Source organism: Longimicrobium sp., assembly GCF_035474595.1.
Taxonomy (GTDB): domain Bacteria; phylum Gemmatimonadota; class Gemmatimonadetes; order Longimicrobiales; family Longimicrobiaceae; genus Longimicrobium.
Map to the genome: position 1 here is coordinate 18,394 of NZ_DATIND010000152.1, position 23,877 is coordinate 42,270.

General features: G+C 74.4%; 5 protein-coding genes. All 5 read left to right on the forward strand.

Going from position 1 to position 23,877, the window contains the following annotated elements; all coding sequences use genetic code 11:
• Positions 1-395: 395 nt before the first annotated feature.
• Positions 396-4,913 carry a polyketide synthase gene (locus VLK66_RS26045; RefSeq protein ID WP_325312435.1) on the forward strand — a complete coding sequence of 1,506 codons (4,518 nt, stop codon included), beginning with the start codon at positions 396-398 and terminating at the stop codon, positions 4,911-4,913.
• 330 nt (positions 4,914-5,243) lie between these two features.
• A complete protein-coding gene (locus tag VLK66_RS26050; protein WP_325312436.1) occupies positions 5,244-10,217 on the forward strand; it encodes a non-ribosomal peptide synthetase in 4,974 nt (1,657 codons plus the stop codon).
• A 5-nt stretch (positions 10,218-10,222) separates the two neighbouring features.
• Complete coding sequence (locus VLK66_RS26055; protein WP_325312437.1) at positions 10,223-17,305, forward strand: non-ribosomal peptide synthetase; 7,083 nt, start codon at positions 10,223-10,225, stop codon at positions 17,303-17,305.
• Between the two features lie 371 nt (positions 17,306-17,676).
• The gene (locus tag VLK66_RS26060) at positions 17,677-22,233 is read left to right on the forward strand and encodes a polyketide synthase (protein ID WP_325312438.1); all 4,557 of its coding nucleotides are present in this window, start codon (positions 17,677-17,679) and stop codon (positions 22,231-22,233) included.
• Between the two features lie 254 nt (positions 22,234-22,487).
• Entirely contained in the window at positions 22,488-23,534 is a 1,047-nt protein-coding gene (locus VLK66_RS26065) for an HAD-IIIC family phosphatase (protein ID WP_325312439.1), read from the forward strand.
• Positions 23,535-23,877: the final 343 nt, after the last annotated feature.

Consider the following 23,877-nt stretch of genomic DNA (forward strand, 5'->3'; position numbering starts at 1 on the left):
GGCCTAGGCCGTCCACCTCTCCCGTACCGGGAGAGGTGGCTGGGCACCATCCGCGCGATGGGATGGCACCTTGCCCGCCTGGCTGGCCCCCTCCCCCCGGGCCCCTCCGCCCGCTCCGCGGGGGAGGGGAGAACTCAACGCGGGGGGAGCTTCGGGAGCGCGGGGATGCCTGATTGGGCCCACGCATCACACGCAAGGCGATGCGTGCGCGGCGGTTGAGCGCCACGATCGAAGTTACCCCCTCCCGTTATCGGGGCCCGTTATCGGGAGGGGGTACGCGGCCCCAGCCGCGGGGGGGGCCGCGCGGGGGGAGGGGTTCCACGGGAGCGGCCTCAGCGCGCCATCGCCAGGACGCACTGAGTTGATCCATCGATCCACCGATCACCGAAATCCGAATGAGCTTCGAAGAGTCCGAAGAGCTGGAGAATGCGGGCACAGGCGGCACCGACATCGCCGTCATCGGTCTCTCCGCGCGCTTTCCCGGCGGGGAGACGGTGGAGGAGCTGTGGGGGCTGCTCGCCTCGGGGCGCGAGGCCATCCGCGCGCTCACCGAGGCCGAGCTGCGTGCGTCCGGTGTCCCGAAGTCGGCGCTCGACGACCCGTCGTACGTGAAGCGGATGGGGGTGCTGCGCGACGTGGAGATGTTCGACGCCGCGTTCTTCGGCTATTCGCCGCGCGAGGCCGAGGTGCTGGAGCCGGCGCACCGCATCTTCCTGGAGTGCGCCTGGGAGGCGCTCGAGAACGCCGGGTGCGACCCCGCGCGCTTCCCCGGCGCGGTGGGCGTGTTCGCCGGCTGCGGCGAGTCCAACTACACCGAGGCCAACGTGTTGCCGCGCCGCGACGTGGTGGCGGCGCTCGGCGGGTTCCAGCTCTCCGTGGGCAGCAACAAGGACTTCTTCGCCACGCGCGTGGCCTACAAGCTGGACCTGCGCGGCCCGGCGATGGCCGTGCAGACCGGCTGCTCGTCGTCGCTCGTGGCCATTCACGTGGCCGCGCAGGCGCTGCTGGCGCGCGAGTGCGACGTGGCGCTGGCGGGCGGCGCGTCCATCCTCGTGCCCCTGCATTCCGGCTACGCGTGGGAGCCCGGCGGCATCATGAGCGCCGACGGCACCTGCCGGCCGTTCGACGCCGATTCCACCGGCTCGGCGGCGGGGAGCGGCGCGGGCGCGGTGGTGCTGAAGCGCCTGGAAGACGCGCTGCGCGATGGAGATACGGTCCGCGCGGTGATCCGCGGCTCGGCGGTGAACAACGACGGGGGATTGAAGGTCGCCTTCACCGCGCCCTCCGTGGAAGGCCAGGCGGCGGTGATCGGCGAGGCGCTGGCGGTGGCCGGCGTGCACCCCGAGTCCATCCGCTTCGTGGAGGGGCACGGGAGCGGCACGGAGCTGGGCGACCCGGTCGAGATCGCCGCGCTGACCGAGGCGTTCCGGCTGCACACCGGGCGCACCGGCTTCTGCGCGGTCGGCAGCATCAAGAGCAGCGTCGGGCATACGGACGCGGCCGCGGGCGTCGCCGGCTTCATCAAGACGGTGCTGGCGCTGGAGCACGCCATCGTCCCGCCCACGGCCAACTTCCGCGCGCCGAACCCGCGCATCCCCTTCGCCTCGTCGCCCTTCTACGTCAGCGCCGCCGCCGAGCCGTGGGAGCGGGGAAGCGAGCCGCGCCGCGCGGGCGTCAGCTCGTTCGGCATCGGGGGGACGAACGCGCACGTGATCCTGGAGGAGGCGCCCGCGCCGGTGCCGTCCCGTTCGCGCCGCGCGTGGCATCTCCTCACGCTCTCCGCGAAGACGGCATCCGCGCTGGATGCGGCGACGGCGCGGCTGGCGGCGCATCTCCGCGATCACCCCGGTCTTCCGCTCGCCGACGCCGCCCACACGCTCCAGACGGGACGCCGGGAGATGGCGCACCGGCGCGTCCTGGCCATCCGCGAGGGGGAGGATGCGGCGGCGCTGCTGGAGGGGCGCCAGCCGGAGCGCCTCGTCTCCGCGTCGGTGGACGACCAGCTGCGCTCCGTCGCCTTCCTCTTCCCCGGCGTGGGCGACCAGTACCCGCAGATGGCGCGCGGGCTGTACGAGTCCGAGCCCGTCTTCCGCGCGGAGGTGGACCGCTGCGCGGAGATCCTGCGCGCGCGCTTCGGCCTGGACCTCGTCGCCGCGCTCTATCCCGGCGCCGCGTCCGCGGAGGCCGACCCCGGCGCGGGCGTCGATCTCCGCGCGATGCTGGCGCGCGAGGAGGCCGACCCCGCCGCGGAGGCGCTGAACCGCACGGAGGTGGCGCAGCCCGCCGTCTTCGTCGTCGAGTACGCGCTCGCCAGGCTGTGGATGAGCTGGGGGATTGTGCCCGCCGCGCTCATCGGCCACTCGCTCGGCGAGTACGCGGCGGCGGCGATCGCCGGCATCTTCTCGCTGGAGGACGCGCTGGAGCTGGTGACGGCGCGCGGGCGGATGATCGGGCAGCTCCCCGCGGGCGCCATGCTCGCCGTCCCCCTCTCGGCCGACGCGGTGCGCCCGTTCCTGGTCGACGGCGCGGACGTCGCCGCTCTCAACGCGCCGGAGATGTGCACCGTCGCGGGGATGCCGGAGGCGGTGGAGACGGTGCGCCTCCGCCTGGCCGACGCGGGGCACGTCGCCAGGCCGCTCCGCGCGACGCACGCCTTCCACTCGCCGCAGATGGACCCGCTGGTCGCGCCGGTGCGGGAGATGGCGGCGCGGATGCGGCTGCGCGCGCCCGCCATCCCCCTGGTCAGCGACGTCACGGGGACGTGGCTCACGCCGGAGGAGGCGGCCGATCCGGCGTACTGGGCGCGCCACATCCGCGAGCCGGTGCGGTTCGAGCGCGGCGTCGCGGCGCTCCTCGCCGATCCCGGGCGCGTGCTGCTGGAGCTCGGCCCGGGTCAGACGCTGTCGACCTTTGTGCGCCAGCGCGCGGACGCGGCCGGCGTCCCCGTCATCCCTACCGTCCGCTACCCGTACGACCGCACGCCGGACGCGGCGTTCGCGATGAATGCGCTCGGGCGGCTCTGGCTGGCGGGCGTGACGCCGGACTGGCGCGCCTTCCACGACGGCGAGCGCCTGCGCCGCATCCCCCTGCCCACCTACCCGTGGGAGCGCCGCCGCTACTGGATCGACACGCCGGCGGAGGGCGATGCCGCTCCCCTCGCGCCGCGGGCGGGCAAGCGCGCGGACCCGGCGGAGTGGCTCTACACGCCGGTGTGGAAGCGCACTCCCGCCGTCCGCTCGTCTGACGCCGGCGACGGCGCGCGCTGGCTGGTGTTCACGGACGGCGGGGGGATGGGGGATGACGCTGCCGCCGCGCTGCGCGAGCGCGGGTGCGAGGTCGTGCTCGTCCGCCCCGGCGAGCGCTTCGAAGCCGCCACCGCGGGGGAGATGGCGATCCGCCCCGGCGCGCGCGAGGACTACGACGCGCTGGTCCGCGAGGCCGCCGCGGGCGATTCCCCCCTGCACGCGCTCCACCTCGGCGCGCTGGGGGAATCGGGGGCGCGGGGGATGGCGTTCGTGGGCGTCGCGCTGCTGGCGGCGGCGCTCGGAAGGCGCGGCGTCCCCGCCCGCCTGGTCGCGGTGACGGCGGGCGCGCACGACGTCACCGGCGCGGAGGTGCCGGACCCGTTCGCCGCGACGGTGGCGGGTGCCTGCGCCGTCGCGCCGGAGGAGCACCCCGCGCTCCGCTGCGCCGTGATCGACGTGGAGCGGGACGATCGCGCCGCCGCCGCGCTCGTCGCCGCGGAAGCGCTGGGGGCGAGGGAGGATGCCGCCGTCGCCATCCGCCGCGGGCGCCGCTGGGTGCGCGGCTTCGACCGCGTCTCGCCGTCTCCCATCTCCATCTCCCGTGGCGAAACGTGGTTCTTCGCGGGCGGGCTGGACGGGCGCAACGAGACGCTGGCGCGCCACCTGGCGCTCCGCCACGGCGCGCGGCTGGTGCTGGCCGACGAGCGCATCCCCGACCGCGCCGCGTGGGACGCCGTGGCCGCCGCGCGGCTGGCCGACGACCCCGTGCGCCGCCGCATCGACATCGTCCGCGCGCTGGAATCCGCCGGCATCGAGGTGCTGACGCTGCGCTCCCGGCTCGACAACCCGCGCGTCGCGGGTGATGCGCTGGCCGCCGCGGAGCGCCGCTTCGGCCGCGTCCACGGCGTCGTCATCTCCCCCACGCTCGACGGGCTGGACGGCTTCGAGGCGCTGGCCGACGCCGCGCCGGGCGACTGGACGCGCCGCCTCGGCATCGCCGCGCAGGAGCTGGAATCGCTGCGCGCCGCGCTCGCGTCGAGGGACGTGGGCGTGGTGATGGTGGAATCGTCCCTCACCCCCGTCCTGGGCGGCGTGGGGCGCGGGCGCATGGCCGCCGCGCAGGCGTTCGTCGACGCCTTCGCCGCCGCCACCCCCGGGTGGACGTCGCTCGCGTGGGACCGCTGGCACGACGCGGCCGAGGTGGACGGCGGCTACGGGATGACGGAGGACGAGGCCGCGCGGGCGTTCGAGCACGCGCTCTCGCTGGCCGGCGAGCCGCGCCTCCTCGTCTCCACCGGCGACGTGGCCGCGCGCATCGCGGAGGCGCACCGGCCGGCGACCCAAACGCCCGCCGGCCACGCGCGCCCGGAGCTGGGGACGGACTACGTGGCCCCGCGGACCGAGGCGGAGGAGGCGGTCGCGCGGATGTGGGAGGAGCTGCTGGGGATCGACCGCATCGGCGTGCACGACGACTTCTTCGGGATGGGCGGGCACTCGCTGCTGGCCACGCAGATCGTGTCGCGCGTGCGCACGCAGTTCGGCCTGGAGCTGCCGCTGAAGTCGGTGTTCGAGGCGCCCACCGTCGCGCGCTACGCGGAGCTGATCGAGGCCGCGATCATGGCCGAGATCGAGGAGATGTCGGAGGAGGAGATTCTGAGTTTGGTGTGAGGCCTCGGGCATCGCGCCCTCTCCGGCCGACTGAGGCCGTCCACCTCTCCCGTACCGGGAGAGGTAGCTGGACGGGCATCGCGGGGGAGGGGAGAACTGAACGCGGGGGAGCTTCCGGGACCGCAGGGATGCTGGATTGGGCCACGCATCACACCGGAAGCGCGGCATGCACCACCACCGGCGCGCCACGTTCGAAGTTACCCCTCCCGTTATCGGGAGGGGTACGCGGCCCCAGCCGCGGGGGGAGGGCTCCGCGGGTACGCGCCGAAGCCCGGTTCGAACCGAGGGAATCCGTAGCTCCTGAGCCACGCACGCTCGACTGAAAGACCGATGAGCGACACGCAGACACCGCCGATCTCCCCCGACCGCCTCGCGTCCGCCAAGCGCCAGCTCCTCGCGCGGCGGCTGCGCGGCGAGGTGAAGGCGCCCGCGCCGCGCGACGCCATCCGCAAGGCGCCGGGCGGGCCCGCGTACCCCATGAGCTATCAGCAGGAGCAGCTCTGGTTCCTGGACCAGCTCCAGCCGGGAAGCCCGTTCTACAACATCCCCTCGGCCAACCTGGTCTCCGCGCGCATCGACGTGCCCACGCTGGAGCGCGCGCTGGGCGAGATCGTGCGCCGGCACGAGGCGCTGCGCACCGTCTTCCGCCTGGTGGACGGGCGGCCGATGCAGATCGTGCAGCCGCCTTTCGCCCTCCGCGTTCCCGTGGAGGAGCTGCGCGGCGCGGACGGCGGAGACGCGCCCGCGGAGAGGGTGCGGCGCAAGGTGGGCGAGTGGGGCGCGCTCCCGTTCGACCTGCAGAACGGGCCGCTCATCCGCGCGCGGCTGTACCGCGTGTCGGAAGACGACTGCATGCTGGCGATGAACATCCACCACATCGCCACCGACGGCTGGTCAATGCCGCTCATCACCCGCGAGATGGAGGAGCTGTACGAGGCCTTCGCGCGCGGCGAGCCGTCGCCGCTGGCCGAGCTGGAGGTGCAGTACGCCGACTACTCGGTCTGGCAGCGCGAGCACCTGGCCGGCGCGGCGATGGAGCGGCAGCTGGGCCACTGGCGCCGCCACCTGGAAGGCGCGCCGCCCTCGCTCGACCTTCCGTACGACCGGCCGCGCCCCGCCGTGCAGCGCAACCGCGGCGCCATCCACCGCTTCGTCTATCCCGCCGCGCTCACCTCGCAGTTGCACGCGCTGGGGACGGCGGAGCACGCGTCGGTGAACATGGTGTTCATGGCGGGCTTCAACCTCCTGCTGCAGCGCTACAGCGGGCAGAGCGACCTGGTGGTGGGCACGCTGCTGGGGAACCGCAACCGCGCGGAGCTGGAGTCGCTGGTCGGCTACTTCGTGAACTCCGGCGCCATCCGCACCCGGCTGGACGGCGACCCCACCTTCCGCGAGGTCGTGCGCCAGGTGCGCACCTCGGTGCTGGAGGCCGACGCCGCGCAGGAGGTGCCGTTCGACCGCGTGGTGGACGCCGTGGGCGCGCCGCGCGACCCCGCGCGCAACCCGCTGTTCCAGGTCATGTACTTCCACCACACCTTCGTGGGGATGCACCACCTGGACGACGAGGAGGGGCTGGCGTCGTCGCTGAACCTGCGCTCGCTGTACCAGGAGACCGACGTGGTGCTGGTGGACACCGGCGCCGCCAAGTTCGACATGACCTGGGCCACGCTGGAGCAGGACGGCGCGCTCACGTCGATGGTGGAGTATTCGACGGATCTGTTCGACGAGTCGACCATCGCCCGCATGGTGGCGCATCTCCGCGCGCTCCTGGCCGACGCCTGCGCCCGCCCGGACGTCCCCCTCTCCCGGCTGGAGATGGTGACAGCGGAGGAGCGGGAGATGCTGCTCGCCGCGGGGACCAACGAGGGCGCGTTCCCCCGCGGCGTCTCGCTCCCCGCGCTACTGCGGGCGCGCGCGGAGGCGATGCCGGACGCCGCCGCGGTGGAGTTCGAGGACGCATCGTGGACGTATGCGCAGCTCGCCGCGCGCGCCGACGCCGTCGCCGCGCGGCTGCTGCGCCTGGGCGTGGCGCCGGGGGACGCGGTCGGCATCGAGGCGGCCAGCACCGCGCGGGTCGTCGCCTCCATCGCGGGGGTGCTGCGGCTGGGCGCGGCGGTGGTCCCGCTCGACCCCGAATATCCGCGCGAGCGGCTGGCGTTCATGGCCGGCGACACGGGCATCCGCGCCGTCCTCGCCGAAGGAGACCGGCTGGCGTGGCTCGGCGAGCGCCCCGGCACCACCGTCGTCCGGCTGGACCGCGAGTGGGCGGAGATCGAGGCGGAGCCCGTCCCCCACCATCTCCCCGACGCCGATCCCGAGGCCGCCGCCTACCTCATCTACACCTCCGGATCGACCGGGACGCCGAAGGGGGTGCGCGTTCCCCACCGCGCGGTCGTGCGGACCACGCATCGCCCCGATTACGTGGAGATCGGGCCCGGCGCGCGGATGGCGCAGCAGAGCAGCCTGTCGTTCGACGCGTCGGTGTTCGAGGTGTGGGGCGCGCTGCTGAACGGCGCCACGCTGGTGAACGTGCCGCGCGACATCCTCCTCGACGCGGGTGCGTACGGCCGCGCGCTGGCGGAGAAGCGCATCTCCGTGGCCTTCCTCACCACCGGGCTCTTCCACCAGGTGGCGGACACGAACCCGGCCGCCTTCGCGTCGCTCGGCCACGTCCTCTTCGGCGGCGAAGCCGTGTCGGCCGCGCACGTGCGGCGGGTGAGCGAGGCGCATCCCCATCTCCGCCTGACCAACCTGTACGGCCCCACCGAGGTGGCGGTGGTCACCACCAGCCACCGCGTGGCCCCCGCCGACGTGGAGCGCGCGTCGATCCCCATCGGCCGGCCGATCGGCGGGACGCGCGTGTACGTGATGACGGCGGGCGGGCAGATGGCGGGTGTGGGCGTGCCCGGCGAGCTGTACGCGGCGGGCGAGGGCGTGGCGCTGGGCTACCACCGCCGCCCGGAGCTGGATGCGGAGCGTTTCGTTCCGGATCCGTTCGTGGCGGGCGCCATCGCGTACCGTACGGGCGACCGCGTGAGATGGTGCGAAAGTGCGAAAGTGCGAGAGTGCGAAAGTAACTCACCGCGCGCGGAGTTTTCTTCTCCGACACCCGGTCGCCCGACGCTCGCGCGGCCGTATGCAGGCCGCGCCGACCCCGTCCCTCCCCCAGGCAGTTTCGGGGGAGGGACAGGCGAGGAACGAGCCAGGGAGAGGGCCCACGAGGCCGAGGATCCGCGCGGTGCCGAATCCCGCGACGAACCCACTCTCGCACTCTCGCACTCTCGCACTTTCGCACTTCAGTTCCTGGGTCGCATCGACGACCAGGTAAAAGTCCGCGGCTTCCGCATCGAGCCGGGCGAGGTCGAGGCGGCGCTGCGGCTCCATCCCGCGCTCCGCGACGCCGCCGTGGCCGTGCGCGAGGACGGCGGCGAGAAGCGGCTCGCCGGCTACGTCGTCCCCGTCGCCGAGGCGCCGGCGGCGGACGAGCTGCGCGCGTTCCTGAAGGCGCGGCTTCCCGCGTACATGGTGCCGGCCGTGTTCGTCACCATGGACGCGCTCCCGCTGGCGCCCAGCGGCAAGGTGGACCGCGCGCGCCTCCCCGCGCCCGACGGGCGGCGGCTGGAGTCGGCACAGGGGTACGCCGCCCCGCGCACTCCGGCCGAGGAGGCGCTGGCCGGCATCTGGGCCGAGGTGCTGCGCCTCCCGCGCGTGGGCGTGCACGACAACTTCTTCGCGCTGGGGGGAGATTCCATCGTCTCCATCCAGGTGATCGCACGCGCCAACCAGGCCGGCATCCGCATCTCCCCGCGCCACGTGTTCGTGCACCAGACGGTGGCCGAGCTGGCCGCCGCCGCGAACGAGACCGGCGCGCCCGTCGCCGAGCAGGGAATCATCACCGGCCCCGCGCCGCTCACCCCCATCCAGCGCTGGTTCTTCGCGCAGGAGCCCCCCGAGCCGCACCACTTCAACCTCGCCGTCGTCTGGGAGATGGCGGAGCGCGCCGATGCCGCCACCGTGGAGCGCGCCGCCGCCGCCATCGTCGCCCACCACGACGCGCTGCGGATGCGCTTCGAGCACGGCGCGGACGGGTGGCGGCAGACGAACGCCGACGCGTCCGGCCCCGCGCCGTTCGAGGCCATCGACCTTTCCTCCATCCCCCCCGCGGAGCGCGAGGCGGCGTTCACCGCCCGGGCGGACGCGGTGCAGCGCTCGCTGGACCTAGCCGCCGGGCCGCTCGTCCGCTTCGCGCGGGTGGAGATGGGCGGCGGCGCGCCGCGCCTCCTCCTCGTCGCGCACCACCTGGTGATGGACGCGGTGTCCATCGGCATCGTCGCGGCGGACCTGGAGACGGCGATCCGCCAGCTCGCGGCCGGCGGGGAGGTGCATCTTCCTCCCAAGACCACGTCGTTCCGCCACTGGGCCGAGCGCCTGGCGGCACACGCGCGCAGCGGCGAGGTGCGCGCGCAGGCGGCGTTCTGGCTGGAGCAGCCCGCCGCCGCGCCGCTCCCCGCGGACTTCGCGGATGCTCCCAATCCGGAGGGCGAGGCGGACCGTGTCTCCGTCGAGCTGGACGCGGAGACCACGCGCGCGCTGCTGCACGACGCCCCGGCCGCGTACCAGACGCAGATCGGCGACCTCCTGCTGGCCGCGCTCGCCCGCGCCTTCCGCGGGTGGACGGGGGAGCGCGCGCTGCTGGTGGACGTGGAGGGCCACGGCCGCGAGGACCTGTTCGACGGGGTGGACCTGTCGCGCACCGTCGGCTGGTTCACGGCCATCCACCCGCTCCGCATCGAGCTGCCGGAGGAGGACGGCCCGGGCGAGGCCATCAAGGCGGTGAAGGAGCAGATCCGCGCCGTCCCCGCGCGCGGCATCTCGCACGGGCTGCTGCGCTGGCTCTCGGACGATCCCGAGATCCCCGCGCTGCTCGCCGCCCTCCCGCGGCCGCAGGTCGCCTTCAACTACATCGGGCGGATGGAGATGGGGGGCGGGGAGGATGCCGCGCTCCTCCGCCCGTCGGACGCGGACGCGGGGACCGGCCGCGGCCCCGCCGCCGGGCGCCCGCACCTGGTCTCTATCGACGCGATGGTGATGGACGGTCAACTGCACGCCACGTGGAGCTACGGCGCGCGCGTCCACCGCCGCGAGACGATCGGGCGCGTGGCGGAGGCGTTCGTGGCCGAGTTGCGGGCGCTGGTCGAGCACTGCCGCGACCCGCGCGCCGGCGGCTACACCCCGTCGGACTTCGCGCTGGCGGAGCTGGACCAGGGTGCGCTGGACTCGCTCCTGGCGCGGCTGGGCGGGTGAGCGGGATGAGCGACGCCGACCGCCTGGCCGCCCTCCCGGCCGAGAAGCGCCGCCTCCTCGAGGCGCGGCTGCGCATCGCGCGCGACGCCGTGTCCGGCGGCGGCGCCGGGGCGCTGCGCCCGCGCGCGCGGCCGGACGGCACGGCGCCGCTCTCGTTCGCGCAGCAGCGCCAGTGGCTGCTGGAGCGGATGGATCCGGGGACGGCGACCTGGAACATGCCCGTGGCGCTGCGGCTCCGCGGCGCGCTCCACGTCCCGGCGCTGGAGCGCGCGCTCGACGCGCTGCGCGACCGGCACGAGTCGCTGCGCACCACCTTCGCCGAGCGCGGCGGCGCGGCGGTGCAGGTCGTCCACCCCTTCGTCCCCATCCCCCTGCCGGTCGAGGACCTGTCGCACCTCGACGGTTCGGAGCGCGAGGCCGAGGCGATGCGGCGCGCGCAGGCGGACATGGACGCGGGGTTCGCCCTGGCGGCCGGGCCGCTCTTCCGCGCGCGGCTGCTGCGGCTGGCCGCCGCCGACCACGCGCTGCTCCTGTGCATGCACCACATCGTCAGCGACGGGTGGAGCCTGGGGGTGATGGAGCGCGAGCTGGCCGCCCTCTACGCCGCCTTCGCCGCGGGGGCGCCGAACCCCCTGCCGCCGCCCGCGCTGCAGTACGCGGACTTCGCGGCATGGCAGCGCGAGTGGCTGTCGGGCGACCGGCTGGACGGCGAGGTGGAGTTCTGGCGGCGCGCGCTGGCCGGCGCCCCGCCCGCGCTGGCGCTGCCCACCGACCACCCGCGCCCGCCGGTGAAGAGCGCGCGCGGCGCCCGCGTCTCGGTGGACCTGCCGCACGCGGTGGCGGAGCGGCTGCGCGCGCTGGCGCGGGGCGAGAACGCCACCCTCTTCGCCGTGCTGCTGGCGGCGCTCCGCGTGGTCCTCACGCGCTGGTCCGGCGACGACGACGTGGTGATCGGTACGCCGGTGGCCGGAAGGACGCGGATGGAGACGGAGGCGCTCGTCGGCTACTTCGTGAACACGCTGGCGCTGCGCACGCCGCTCTCCGGCGACCCGCCCTTCCGCGCGCTGCTGCGCCGCGAGGCCGAGACGGCGCTGAGCGCGTTCTCGCACCAGGAGCTGCCGTTCGACCGCGTGGTGGACGAGCTGAAGGCGCCGCGCGACCCCTCGCGCACGCCGCTCTTCCAGGTGATGCTCGCGCTCCGCAACGCCGGCGAGGACGGGCTCCGGCTCCCGGGTCTGGCTGTGGAGCCGATGGCGACGGAGCTGCACGTCAGCCGCTTCGACCTCACCTTCGAGGCGGCCGAATCCGACGGCGAGATCAACCTGGTCTGCGACTACGACGCCGCGCTCTTCGAGCCGTCCACCGCGCGCGCGCTCCTCGATCACCTCGCCCTCGTCCTCCACCGCGCCGCCGAATCCCCCGACGCGACGCTCTCCGCAGTGGCGACGTGGGACAAAAAGGACAACGCGCCCCGGGTCGCCCCGAACGACCCGGCATCGCTCCTGTGGGACAAAAAGGACAACGTCTCGGAGCGAAGCGAAACCGTCGTCAGCCGCTTCCTCGCCGCCGCGGCGCGGACGCCGGATGCGCCCGCGCTGGCGTGGCGCGATGGGGGGATGACATACGCGGAGCTGGAGATGCGCTCCGCCGCGCTGGCTGCCGGGCTGCGCGCCCGAGGCGCCGGGCCGGAGACGGTCGCCGGCGTGTTCGCCGAATGGTCGCCGGAGCTGGTGATCGCGCTGCTGGGAGTGATGCGCAGCGGCGCCGCGTATCTCCCGCTCGACGCGTCGCTCCCGCTTGAGCGCATCGGCTGGCTGCTGGGGGATACGCACGCGCGCATCGTGGTGACGACGCCCGCCCTGCGCGACAGCCTTCCCGACGGCGGCCGCTTCGTAGCGCTGGTGGATGCGGCGGAGACGGCGGACCGGGGGGATTGGGAGGACGGGGAGATCGACCCCGATTCCGCCGCCTGGATCGTCCACACCTCGGGGACGACGGGCGCGCCGAAGGGCGTCGTGGTCCCGTACGGCGCGGTGGCCGCGCACCTGGCCGCGGTCGCGGAGGCGTACGGGCTGGCGCCGGAGGATCGGACGCTCGGCTTCGCGGCGCTGTCGTTCGATCCGTCGCTGGAGCAGGTGCTGGCGCCGCTGGCCGTCGGCGCGTCCGTCGCCCTGCGCGACGCGGAGCCGTGGACGCCGGAGGAATTAGCGCGGCGCCTCCCGGCGCTGGGCGTCACCGTCGCCAATCTCCCCACGCCGTACTGGCACCAGCTCGTCCGCGAGCCGGAGGCGGCCGCCGCGGTGAAGCGATCCGTCCGCCTCCTCGTTGCCGGCGGCGAAGCCATGCACCCCGACGCCGTCCGCGCCTGGGACGCGCTCCCCGGCGGCGCCGCGCTGCTGAACGCGTACGGCCCCACCGAGGCCGTCGTCACCGCCACCTTCTTCCCCGTCCGCGACGGCTTCGCGGCCGCCGACCCTGCGCGCGTCCCCATTGGCGCGGCGATCGCCGGCCGCGAGCCGCGCGTGGTAGACGCGATGCTGCGCGCGGTCCCGAACGGTGCGCCCGGCGAGCTCTGCCTGGGCGGCCCCGCGCTGGCCCGCGGCTACCTGCGCGCCCCCGCCCTCACGGCGGAGCGCTTCGTCCCCGACCCGTTTTCCCGCGAGGCGGGGGCGCGGATGTACCGAACGGGCGACCGCGTGAGATGGTGCGAAAGTGCGAAAGTGCGACAGTGCGAAAGTATCAACTCGGCACTCCCGCATCCGACGCTCACGCCGATGGATGCAGGCCCCGCGAACCCCGTCCCTCCCCCAGGCAGTTTTGGGGGAGGGACAGGCGAGGAACGAGCCAGGGAGAGGGCCCGCGGAGGCGCGGAAACGCGCACCGCCGACTCCTGCGATGTGTCCACTTTCGCACTCTCGCACTCTCGCACTTTCGCACCTTCGCTCGCACTCGATCTCCTCGGCCGCACCGACGCGCAGGTAAAGATCAGCGGCGCGCGCGTCGAGCCCGGCGAGGTCGAAGCCGCCCTGCGCGCGCTCCCCGACGTGGCGGAATGCGCCGTCGCCGCGCGGGCGGACGCGTCGGGGGAGATGCGGCTCGCGGCGTACGTCGTCCCGCGCGGCGAGCTGGACGCCGCCGCCGTCCGCGCCGCGCTGGCCGCGCGCCTCCCGGCGTGGCTCGTCCCCTCGGCAATCGTCCCCATCGGCGCGATCCCGCGCACGGCCACGGGAAAGATCGACCGCCGCGCCCTCCCGCCGCCCGACTTCGCCGCCGCCTCCGCGCGCGGCGAGCCGCCGGTGACCGAAGACGAGCGGATGCTGGCCGCGATCTGGGCCGAGGTGCTGGGCGCGGACGCCATCGCCGCGAGCGACAACTTCTTCGAGCGCGGCGGGCACTCGCTGATGGCCACGCAGGTCGTCTCCCGCGTCCGCTCGCTCCTGGGCGTGGAGCTGCCGATGCGCGCCGTCTTCGAATCCCCCGTGCTCCGCGACCAGGCCCGCCGCCTCGGCGCGCTGCGCGGGGCGGGGGAGATGGAGCAGGCGGGGGATGCGGCGCCGGCGCGGACGGAAGCGGCGGGGGCGCTCCCGCTGTCGTTCGCGCAGGAGCGGCTCTGGTTCATCGACCGGATGGAGCCGGGGAGCGCCGCCTACAACGTCCCCGCCGTGCTCGACGTCACCGGCCCGCTGGACGTGGCCGCGCTGGAGCGCGCGCTCGGCGAGATCGTCCGCCGCCACGAGCCGCTGCGCACCGTTTTCGCCATCGAAGGCGACGCGCCGGTGCAGGTCGTGCAGCCTTTCACCGGCTTCCATCTCCCCGTCACCGACCTGTCACGGCTCCCGGCGGAGGTGCGCGAGCTGGAGACGGAGCGCGCCCTTGCCGCCGAGGCGCGCGCGCCGTTCGACCTCGCCGCGGGGCCCGTCTTCCGCGCGCGCCTTATCCGCCAGGGCGAGCGCGAGCACGTCCTCTCGCTCGTCCTCCACCACATCGCCACCGACGCGTGGTCCGGCGGCATCATCCTGCGCGAGCTGGAGGCGCTGTACGACGCCTTCCGCCGCGGCCAGCCGTCGCCCCTCCCGCCGCTGCCGATGCGCTACGCCGAGTTCGCGGCGCGGCAACGCCAGTGGCTGAGCGGGCCCGCGCTCGAGCGGCAGCTGGAGTTCTGGCGCGCGCGGCTGGCCGGCGCCCCCGCGCTGCTCGAGCTCCCCGCCGACCGGCCGCGCCCGGCGGTGCAGGACACGGCCGGCGCCCTCCTCCCCTTCGTCCTTCCCGCCGACGCCGCCACCCTCGCGCGCGCCGCCGCCCGGCGCGAGGGCGCCACGCTGTTCATGGTGCTGCTGGCCGCCTTCCAGGCGCTCCTGCACCGCTGGACGGGCGAGGAAGACGTGGTGGTCGGCACGCCCATCGCCAACCGCGCGCGGCCCGAGCTGGAGGGGCTGGCCGGCTTCTTCGGCAACACGCTGGCGCTGCGCGGCGACCTCTCCGGCGACCCGACGTTCGCCGCGCTGCTGCGCCGCGTGCGCGACGCCACGCTGGACGCGTACGCCCACCCGGACGTGCCGTTCGAGAAGCTGGTGGACGCGCTGAAGGTGCCGCGCAGCCTGAGCCACGCGCCGCTTTTTCAGGTGATGCTCACCGTCCAGAACACGCCAGCGGGGGATGGCGATGCGCTCGGTGAGGCGCGCCTCCGCCCGCGCCGCGTGGAAACGGCCACGTCGCGCTTCGACCTGACGCTGATCCTGTTCGAGGCGGAGGATGGCCGGATCCGGGGCTGGGCCGAATACGCCACCGCGCTCTTCGACGAATCCACCATCGAGCGCCTGACGCGCCACCTCGGGACGCTCCTCCGCGAGGCCGCCGCGTCGCCCGGCATCCCCATCTCCCACCTGTCCCTTCTGTCCGGCGAGGAGCGCGGCCAGCTCCTCCGCGGCCTCAACCGCACCGATCGCCCGCGCGCGGCGGAAACGGCGCACGCGCTCGTCGCCGCGCAGGCGGCGCGCACGCCGGACGCCGCCGCGATCGAACATCAGGGCGAGCGGGTGACATACCGGGAGATGGAGGCGCGCGCCAACCGCCTCGCGCACCGCCTGCGCCGCCTGGGCGTCGGCCCCGACGCGCGCGTCGCCGTGGCGATGGAGCGGTCGGTGGAGATGGTGATCGCCACGCTCGCCGTCGCGAAGGCGGGCGGCTGCTGCGTCGCCGTCGATCCGGCGTATCCCGCCGATCGCGTCGCGTACATGCTGGCCGACAGCCGCGCCGCCGTCGTCCTCACGACGTCGGACGTCGCCGCGCGCCTCGCCTCGTCCGCCGCACGCGTCCTCCGCATCGACGCCGAGCGCGAGGAGATCGCGCGCGAGCCGGCGGACGATCCGCGTGTCGAGGTCGATCCCGAGAACCTGTTCTACGTCCTCTACACCTCCGGTTCCACGGGCCGGCCGAAGGGCGCCGCGCTCCCGCACCGCGCCGTCGCCAACCTCCTGCGCTGGCAGATCGAGCGGTGGGGGGATGCCGCGCCCGTGCGGACGCTGCAGTTCGCCTCGCTCTCCTTCGACGTCGCGTTCCAGGAGATCTACGCCACGCTCGCCAGCGGCGGCACGCTCGTGCTGATCGATGACGACACGCGGCGCGACCCCGAGGCGCTGATGCGGCATCTGCGCGAGCACCGCATCGAGCGGCTGTTCCTGCCGTTCGCGGCGCTGCAGAACCTCGTCGAGGGGACAGGGAAAAGGGGACAGGGGACAGGGAACGGCGATCCGGCCTCGTCCGCGGCGCATCTCCCCGACCTCCGCGAGGTGATCACCGCGGGCGAGGCGCTGCGGTCGACGCCGCAGCTGCGCGCCTTCTTCCGCGCGAACCCGCAAGCCGCGCTGGAGAACCAGTACGGGCCCAGCGAGACGCACGTCGTCTCGGCGCAGCGCGTGGAGGGCGATCCGGAGGCGTGGCCCGCGCTCCCGCCGATCGGCGCGCCGGTGGACAACACGCGGCTGTACGTGCTGGACGCGCGGATGCACCCCGTCCCCCTGGGCGTCCCGGGCGAGCTGTACGCGGGCGGCGCCAGCCTGGCGCGCGGCTATCTCGGCCGCCCCGCGCTCACGGCGGAGCGTTTCGTCCCCGACCCGTTCGGGCCAGCGGGGGGACGGCTGTATCGCACGGGAGACCGGGTGAGATGGTGCGAAAGTGCGAAAGTGCGAGCTTGCGAAAGTAACAGCCCGGCACGCCAGCATCCGACGCTCGCGCAGCCGGTCACAGGCCCCGTGAACCCCGTCCCTCCCCCAGGCAGTTTTGGGGGAGGGACAGGCGAGGCACGAGCCAGGGAGAGGGCCAACGATGCGGCGGACGCGCATGATCGCGAGTCCCGCGACGAGCCCACTCTCGCACTTTCGCACTCTCGCACTTTCGCACTTCAGTTCCTCGGCCGGACCGACTTCCAGGTAAAGCTCCGCGGCTTCCGCGTGGAGCCCGGCGAAATCGAGGCGGCGCTCACGGAGCACCCGTCGGTCGCCCAGGCCGCCGTCGTGGTGCGCGGCGACGGGGCGGGGAAGCGGCTCGCGGCGTACGTCGTCCCCGCGGCGGGCGCGGCGGCCGACGTGGCCGGGCTGCGCGCGCACCTCGCGGGGCGGCTTCCCGAGTACATGGTGCCGGCCGCGTGGCGGGTGATGGACGCGCTCCCGCTCACCCCGTCCGGCAAGCTCGACCGCCGCGCCCTCCCCGAGCCGGACGCCGCGGCGCCGACCGCCCCGATGGCGACGCCGAAGAGCGCCACGGAGCGCGCCGTCGCCCGCGTCTGGTGCGACGTGCTGGCGGTCGATGCGGTGGGGCTGGACGAGAACTTCTTCGAGATCGGCGGCCACTCGCTCCTCCTCGTCGCCCTGCAGAAGCGCCTGCGCGACGCGCTGGATGCCGAGATCTCGGTCATCGACCTCTTCCGCTTCCCCACCGTCCGCGCGCAGGCCGCGCACATCGCGTCGCAGGGGGATGGAGCCGCGGCAGGCGCCGACGCGCGCGGCGACACGCGATCCGAAACGGCCGCGCAGCCCGGCCACGACCGCGCGGCCATGCGGCGCGAGATGCTGCGGCGCGGGCGGAGGTAGGAGCATTGGTGCGGGGAGAGGGTGCGGAGCGCGCCCGCGGCGCCGCGCCCTCTCCGGCCGGCTTAGGCCGTCCACCTCTCCCGTACCGGGAGAGGTAGCTGGGTGGGATTGGTGCTGGGGGGCTGCATCCTGCCCGCCTAACCGCGGAGAAGCCTCCGGAGGCGCGGGGATGCTTGAGTAGGCCACGCATCAAGCGGTCACCCGACGAATGCGCCACCACCTGAGCGCCGCGACCGAAGTTACCCCCTCCCGTTATCGAGAGAGGGGACGCGGCCCCAGCCGCGGGGGGAGGGCCCAAGGGGGCGCGGCCGAAGCGCCATCAGTGGGTCGCACGACAGCAGGATTGAGTAGCTCATCACAGGATTGAGTAGATGACCGCACACGACTCGATGCACGAGCCAGATAAATCCCTCGCCGCGTCCGCCGCGTCCGCCGCGCCCGATGCTTCCGATCCCGGCGGCGACTTCGACGTCGCCGTCATCGGCATGTCGGGGCGCTTTCCCGGCGCGGACGGCATCGACGAGTTCTGGGCCAACATCCGCGACGGCCGCGAGTGCATCACCCACTCCACCCGCGACGAGCTGCGCGCCTCCGGCCATCCCCCCGAGATCGCCGACGATCCCCACCTCGTCCCCGCGACCGGGCGCCTGCGCGACGTGCAGCACTTCGACGCCGCGTTCTTCGGCTTCAGCCCGCGCGAGGCAGAGGCGCTGGAGCCGTCGCACCGCATCTTCCTGGAGTGCGCGTGGGAGGCCATGGAAGACGCGGGGTACGACCCCTCGCGCGCGGGCGGCGCCGTCGCGGTGTATGCCGGCGCGGCGGGGCACGGCTACACCGAGCTGAACGTGCGCGGCAGCGCCGCGGCCACTGAGGGGATGACCGGGCTGCAGCTCAGCATGGCCGGCGGCGCCGACTTCCTGGCCACGCGCACGGCGTACAAGCTGGACCTGCGCGGCCCCGCGGTGACCGTGCAGACCGGGTGCTCCACCTCCCTCGTCGCCGTCCACCTCGCGGCGCAGAGCCTCCTTCGCGGCGAGTGCGACCTGGCGCTGGCCGGCGGCGCCTGCGTGCACATCCCCGACAGCGGCTACATCTGGAGCCCCGGCGGCCCCGCCTCGCCCGACGGGCACTGCCGCGCCTTCGACGCCGCGTCGGCGGGGATGGTGGGCGGCAACGGCGCGGGTGTGGTCGTGCTCAAGCGCCTGGCCGACGCGCTCCGCGACGGCGACGCCATCCGCGCGGTGGTCCGCGGGAGCGCGGTGAACAACGACGGGGCGGGGAAGGTGGCCTACACCGCGCCCAGCGTCGATGGCCAGGCCGCCGTCATCGCCGAGGCGCTGGCGCTCGCGGGCGTCGATCCCGCCACGGTCGGTCTCGTCGAGACGCACGGCAGCGGCACCGAGCTGGGCGATCCCATCGAGGTCGCCGCGCTCACCCGCGCCTTCCGCGCCACCGTCGAGCAGGGCGAAGGCTGGTGCGCGCTGGGCGCGGTGAAGACCGCCATCGGCCACCTGGACGCGGCCGCGGGGATCGCCGGGTTCATCAAGACCGTCCTCTCGCTCGAGCACGCGCGGATCCCGCCGGTGGTGAACTTCACCGCGCCCAACCCGCGCGTTCCCTTCGCCGGCTCGCCCTTCTTCGTCCCCGACGCGCCGCGGGAGTGGGAGACGGACGGCCATCCGCGCCGCGCCGGCGTCAGCTCGTTCGGCATCGGCGGGACGAACGCGCACGTGGTGCTGGAAGAGGCGCCCGCGGCCGTGCCGTCCGGCGCGTCGCGCCCGTGGCAGCTGCTGGCGCTCTCCGCGCGCACCGCTGCGGCCGCGGATGCGGCGGTCGCGCGGCTGGCCGACCATTTCCAGTCCCATCCCCATCTCCCGCTGGCCGACGTTGCCTTCACGCTGCGCGAGGGGCGGCGCGCCTTGCCGCACCGCCGCATCGCCGTCGTGCGCGAGGGCGAGGACACGGCGGCGGTGCTGCGCGGCCCGGGGCGCGTCGCGTCCGGCGTCGCGGAGGCGGGCAGCCTCTCCGTCGCCTTCCTCTTCCCCGGCCTGGGCGACCACTATCCGCAGATGGCGCGCGGGCTGTACGAGGCGGAGCCCGTCTTCCGCGCGGAGGTCGACCGCTGCGCGGAGATCCTCGTCCCCCTGCTCGGCCTCGACCTCCGCGACGTCCTCTTCCCCGGCGAGGCGCCGTCCGACGCCGCGCCCGAGGCGTCCGGCTTCGATCTGCGCCGCATCCTCCGCCCGGACGCGCCCGACCCCGCGGCGGAGCGGCTGAACCGCACCGAGCTCGCGCAGCCCGCCGTCTTCGTCGTCTCCTGGGCCTTGGCGAAGCTGTGGATGAGCTGGGGGATCGCTCCCGAGGCGGTGATCGGCCACTCGCTGGGCGAGTACGCAGCGGCGTGCGTCGCCGGCGTGCTGTCGCTGGAGGACGCGCTGGCGCTCGTCGCCGGGCGCGCGGCGCTCATCGGGCGCCTCCCCGGCGGGGCGATGCTCGCCGTCTCCGCCGCGCCGGACGCGCTCCATCCCCATCTCCCGCAAGACGTTGCGATCGCCACGGTGAACGCGCCGGAGCTGTGTGTGGCCGCGGGGCCCGAGGCGGGGATCGCCGCACTGGAACGGCGGCTGGGGGAGATGGGGATCACGGCGCGGCGGCTGGCCACCACGCACGCCTTCCACTCGCCGATGATGGCGCCCGCGGCGGACGCGCTCGCCCGCCTCGCCGCGTCCGTGCGCCTGCGCCCGCCGCGCATCCCCATCATCTCCAACGTCACCGGCACCTGGCTCACCGACGCCGAGGCGACCGACCCGGCGTACTGGACGCGCCACCTCCTGGGCACCGTCCGCTTCGCCGAGGGTGCGGGCGCGCTGCTGAGCGAGCCGGGGCACGTGCTGCTGGAGGTCGGCCCCGGCCAGACCCTCTCCACCTTCGTCCGCCAGCGCGCGGACGGCGGGGAAGCGGCGCCCGCCGCCGTCGTCCCCTCCCTCCGCTACGCGTACGACCGGCGCCCCGACCAGGCGGTGCTGCTCGACGCGCTCGGGCGGCTGTGGATGGCGGGCGTGGCGCCGGACTGGAGCGCGTTCCGCGGCGGCGAGCGCCGCCGCCGCGTCCACCTCCCCACCTACCCGTGGGACCGGCAGCGCTACTGGATCGACTGGATGTGGGACAAAAAGGACAACAGGAGGGAGACGGGGGAAGGGAAGCGCGCCGACCCCGCCGAGTGGACGTACGTACCCACCTGGACGCGCACCCCCGCCGCATCTCCCGACGAAACTGTTTCGCGCATCCTCCTCGTCACCGACGGCGGGGCGATGGGAGACGAGTTCGCCGCCGCGTTGTCGGGAGATGGGCGGCAGGTCGTCATCGTCCACCTGGGCGCCGCGTTCGCGCGGGATGGGGACGAATGGACGCTGCGGCCCGGCTCGCGGGATGATTTCCGTGCGCTTGCGGCCGCGGAGGGAGACAGGAAGCCGCAGTTGGTTGTAGATTTATCGAACGATCCCATCTCCTTCCTCCTGCTCGCCTCCGCGCTGGCCCACGCGGGGGTGGATACGCGCGTCGTCGCGGTGACCCGCGGCGCGCAGGAGGTGGCCGGCGACGAGGAGATCGATCCCCGCGCCGCCGCCGTCGCGGCCGCCTGCCGCGCCGCAGCGCTGGAGCACCCCGCGCTCCCCTGCCGCGCAGTTGACGTCACCGGCGACTCGTCCGCGGCCCGGCGGCTGGCTGACGAGGTGCTGGCGGTGGCGGACGAGCCCGTCGCCGCCCTGCGCGGGCGGCACCGGTGGGCGCGCGGCTTCCGCGCCGTGCGCGCGGAACGGCCCGCGGCGGCGGTGCGCGAAGGCGGCGTCTACGTCTTCGCGGGGGGGCTGGAGGGGCGCGGCGCCGCGCTCGCCGCCGCGCTGGCGGAGACGCCGGGCGTGCGCATCGCCGTCGTCGACGCGCGCCTCCCGGTTTCGGGGGAGATGCACCTCTTCCTGGAGATGCTCTCGCCCGGCAACCCCGCGCACGCCGCCGCCAGCGCGGTGAAGGCGCTCGCCGACGCCGGCGTGGAGGTCGTCACCGACCGCGCCGACCCGGTGCACGAGCTGGACGCCGCCTTCCGCCGCGTGGAGGAGCGCTGGGGGCGCGTCGACGGCGTATTCCACGCGCTGGGGATGGACGCGCTCGCCGCCCCCGCCGCCGTGGACGAGGTGCAGCCCGCCGGCTGGGCGCTGGAGATGGACCGCGTCGACGCGCAGCTCGCCGCGCTGGAGACGGCGATCGCCGGGCGCGCGCTCGATTTCGTGCTGGTGGAGTCGTCGCTCGCGGGCGTCGTGGGCGCCGTCGGCCTCGCGCGCGTGGCGATGGCGAACGCGCGGGTGGATGCGTGGGCGCAGCGCGCGGCCCGCACCGGCGCGCCCGTCACCAGCATCGCGTGGGACCGCGCCGCCGCGCCCGCCGCGTCGACCGATGCTGCCGACGCGCTCTGGATCGCCCCGCACGAAGTCGCCCCCGCGCTGCGGCGCGTGCTGGCGCTCGCGGGCGAGCCGAACGTGCTGGTCTCCACCGGCGCGCTGGAGCCGCGCATCCGCCGCGGCGCCCGCCCGGCCGAGGCCCCCGCGCGGCGCTACGCCCGCCCCGGCGACCTGTCCACCGCGTACCAGCCGCCGGAGAGCGACACCGAGGCGCGCATCGCCGAGGTGTGGCAGACGCTGCTGGGCGTGGACCGCGTCGGCGTCCACGACGACTTCTTCGCGCTGGGCGGCCACTCGCTGCTCGCCACGCAGATCATCGCGCGGCTGAAGGACATGTTCGAGCTCGAGCTGCCGCTGAAGGTGATCTTCGAGGCGCCCACCATCGCGAAGATGTCGCTGCTGGTCGAGGAAGCCATCCTCGCCGAGATCGAGGCGCTGAGCGAGGACGAAGTGAACGAGCTGGTGGCGGGGTGAGGAAGGAGGAGAGGCTTGGGCGGCAGGGCGGAGACATCCTGCCCGCCCGGCTGGCCCCTCCCCTCGGAGAACTCATCGAGGCGGCACCATCGCCTCGGAGCCGCAGAGATGGTGCGTTGCGAGTCCGCGAAGGCGGACTTCGGGCCGTTGTTGCCGCGAATTCATTCGCCCCTGGAAAGCCGGGGCGCAGACCTGTTCAGCAAACCACCGAGATGACGATGTCCCAAGCCGTTTCGCCGCTGCCGGAAATGCCGATGCCGGAAACGAAGAAGAAGCCCAAGGCCGTGAAGTGCGTGGTGTGGGACCTGGACCACACCGTGTGGGACGGCATCCTGCTCGAGGACGACCACGTGGAGCTGCGGCCGGGGGTGCTCGGCATCCTGCGCACGCTGGACGAGCGCGGCATCCTGCAGTCCATCGCCAGCCGCAACGACCGCGACCGCGCGATGGAGCGCCTGCGCGCGCTCGGCATCGACGACTACTTCCTGCATCCGCAGATCGACTGGAGCGCCAAGGGGCAGAACGTCGAGCGCATCGCCAGGAAGCTGAACATCGGCCTCGACACCTTCCTGTTCATCGACGACCAGCCGTTCGAGCGCGAGGAGGTGGCGTTCGCCTGCCCGCAGGTGCGCACCATGGACGCGGCCGACCTGGCCACGCTCCTCGATCTCCCGGAGATGAACCCCGAGTTCATCACCGACGACAGCCGCCGGCGCCGCGAGATGTACCGCGCCGACATCGAGCGGCAGCAGGCCGAGGAGACCTTCGCCGGCCCCAGCGAGGAGTTCCTGCGCGGGCTGCGGATGCGCTTCACCCTGGCCCCGTGCGGCGAGGAAGACCTGCAGCGCGCCGAGGAGCTGACGGTGCGCACCAACCAGCTGAACACCACCGGCTACACCTACGGCTACGACGAGCTGGACGCCTTCCGCACCTCGCCGGACCACGTCCTCCTGGTCGCGGGGCTGGACGACCGCTACGGCACCTACGGCAAGATCGGCCTGGCGCTGGTGGAGAAGACGAGCGCCGGGTACTGGACGGTGAAGCTGCTGCTGATGAGCTGCCGGGTGATGAGCCGCGGCGTGGGCACCATCATGATGAGCCACATCATGCGCCTGGCGAAGGACGCGGGCGCGAAGCTCCGCGCCGAGTTCGTCCCCAACGGCCGCAACCGGATGATGGAGGTCACCTACCGCTTCGGCGGCTTCCACGAGGTCGAGCGCCGCGGCGACATGATCCTCTTCGAGCACGACCTCGCGGCCATCGCCCCCTTCCCCGAGTACGTCGAGGTGGAGGTGGGATAAGGGATGAAGCGTCACAAACCCTGACGTCATCCTGAGGGCGGCCACGTCGCCGCCGGTCCCGCGCCGATGACGGCAGCCCGAAGTATCCATAGCCGGAGCATGAGCGTCAGCCGGCGGAAACGCGCGGCGTCATCGGTGCGGGGAGCAACCACCGGTGATCGCCCGGCGCCGCGGCCCTCTCCCCCGGCCCCTCCCCCAAAACTGCCTGGGGGAGGGGAGACCTCATCGCGAGGAGAGTCGGCGGCTCGATTCAGGATTGCATCCTGCCCGCCTGGCTGGCCCCCTCCCCCCGGCCCCTCCGCCCGCTCCGCGGGGGAGGGGAGGACTCAACGCGGGGAAGGCT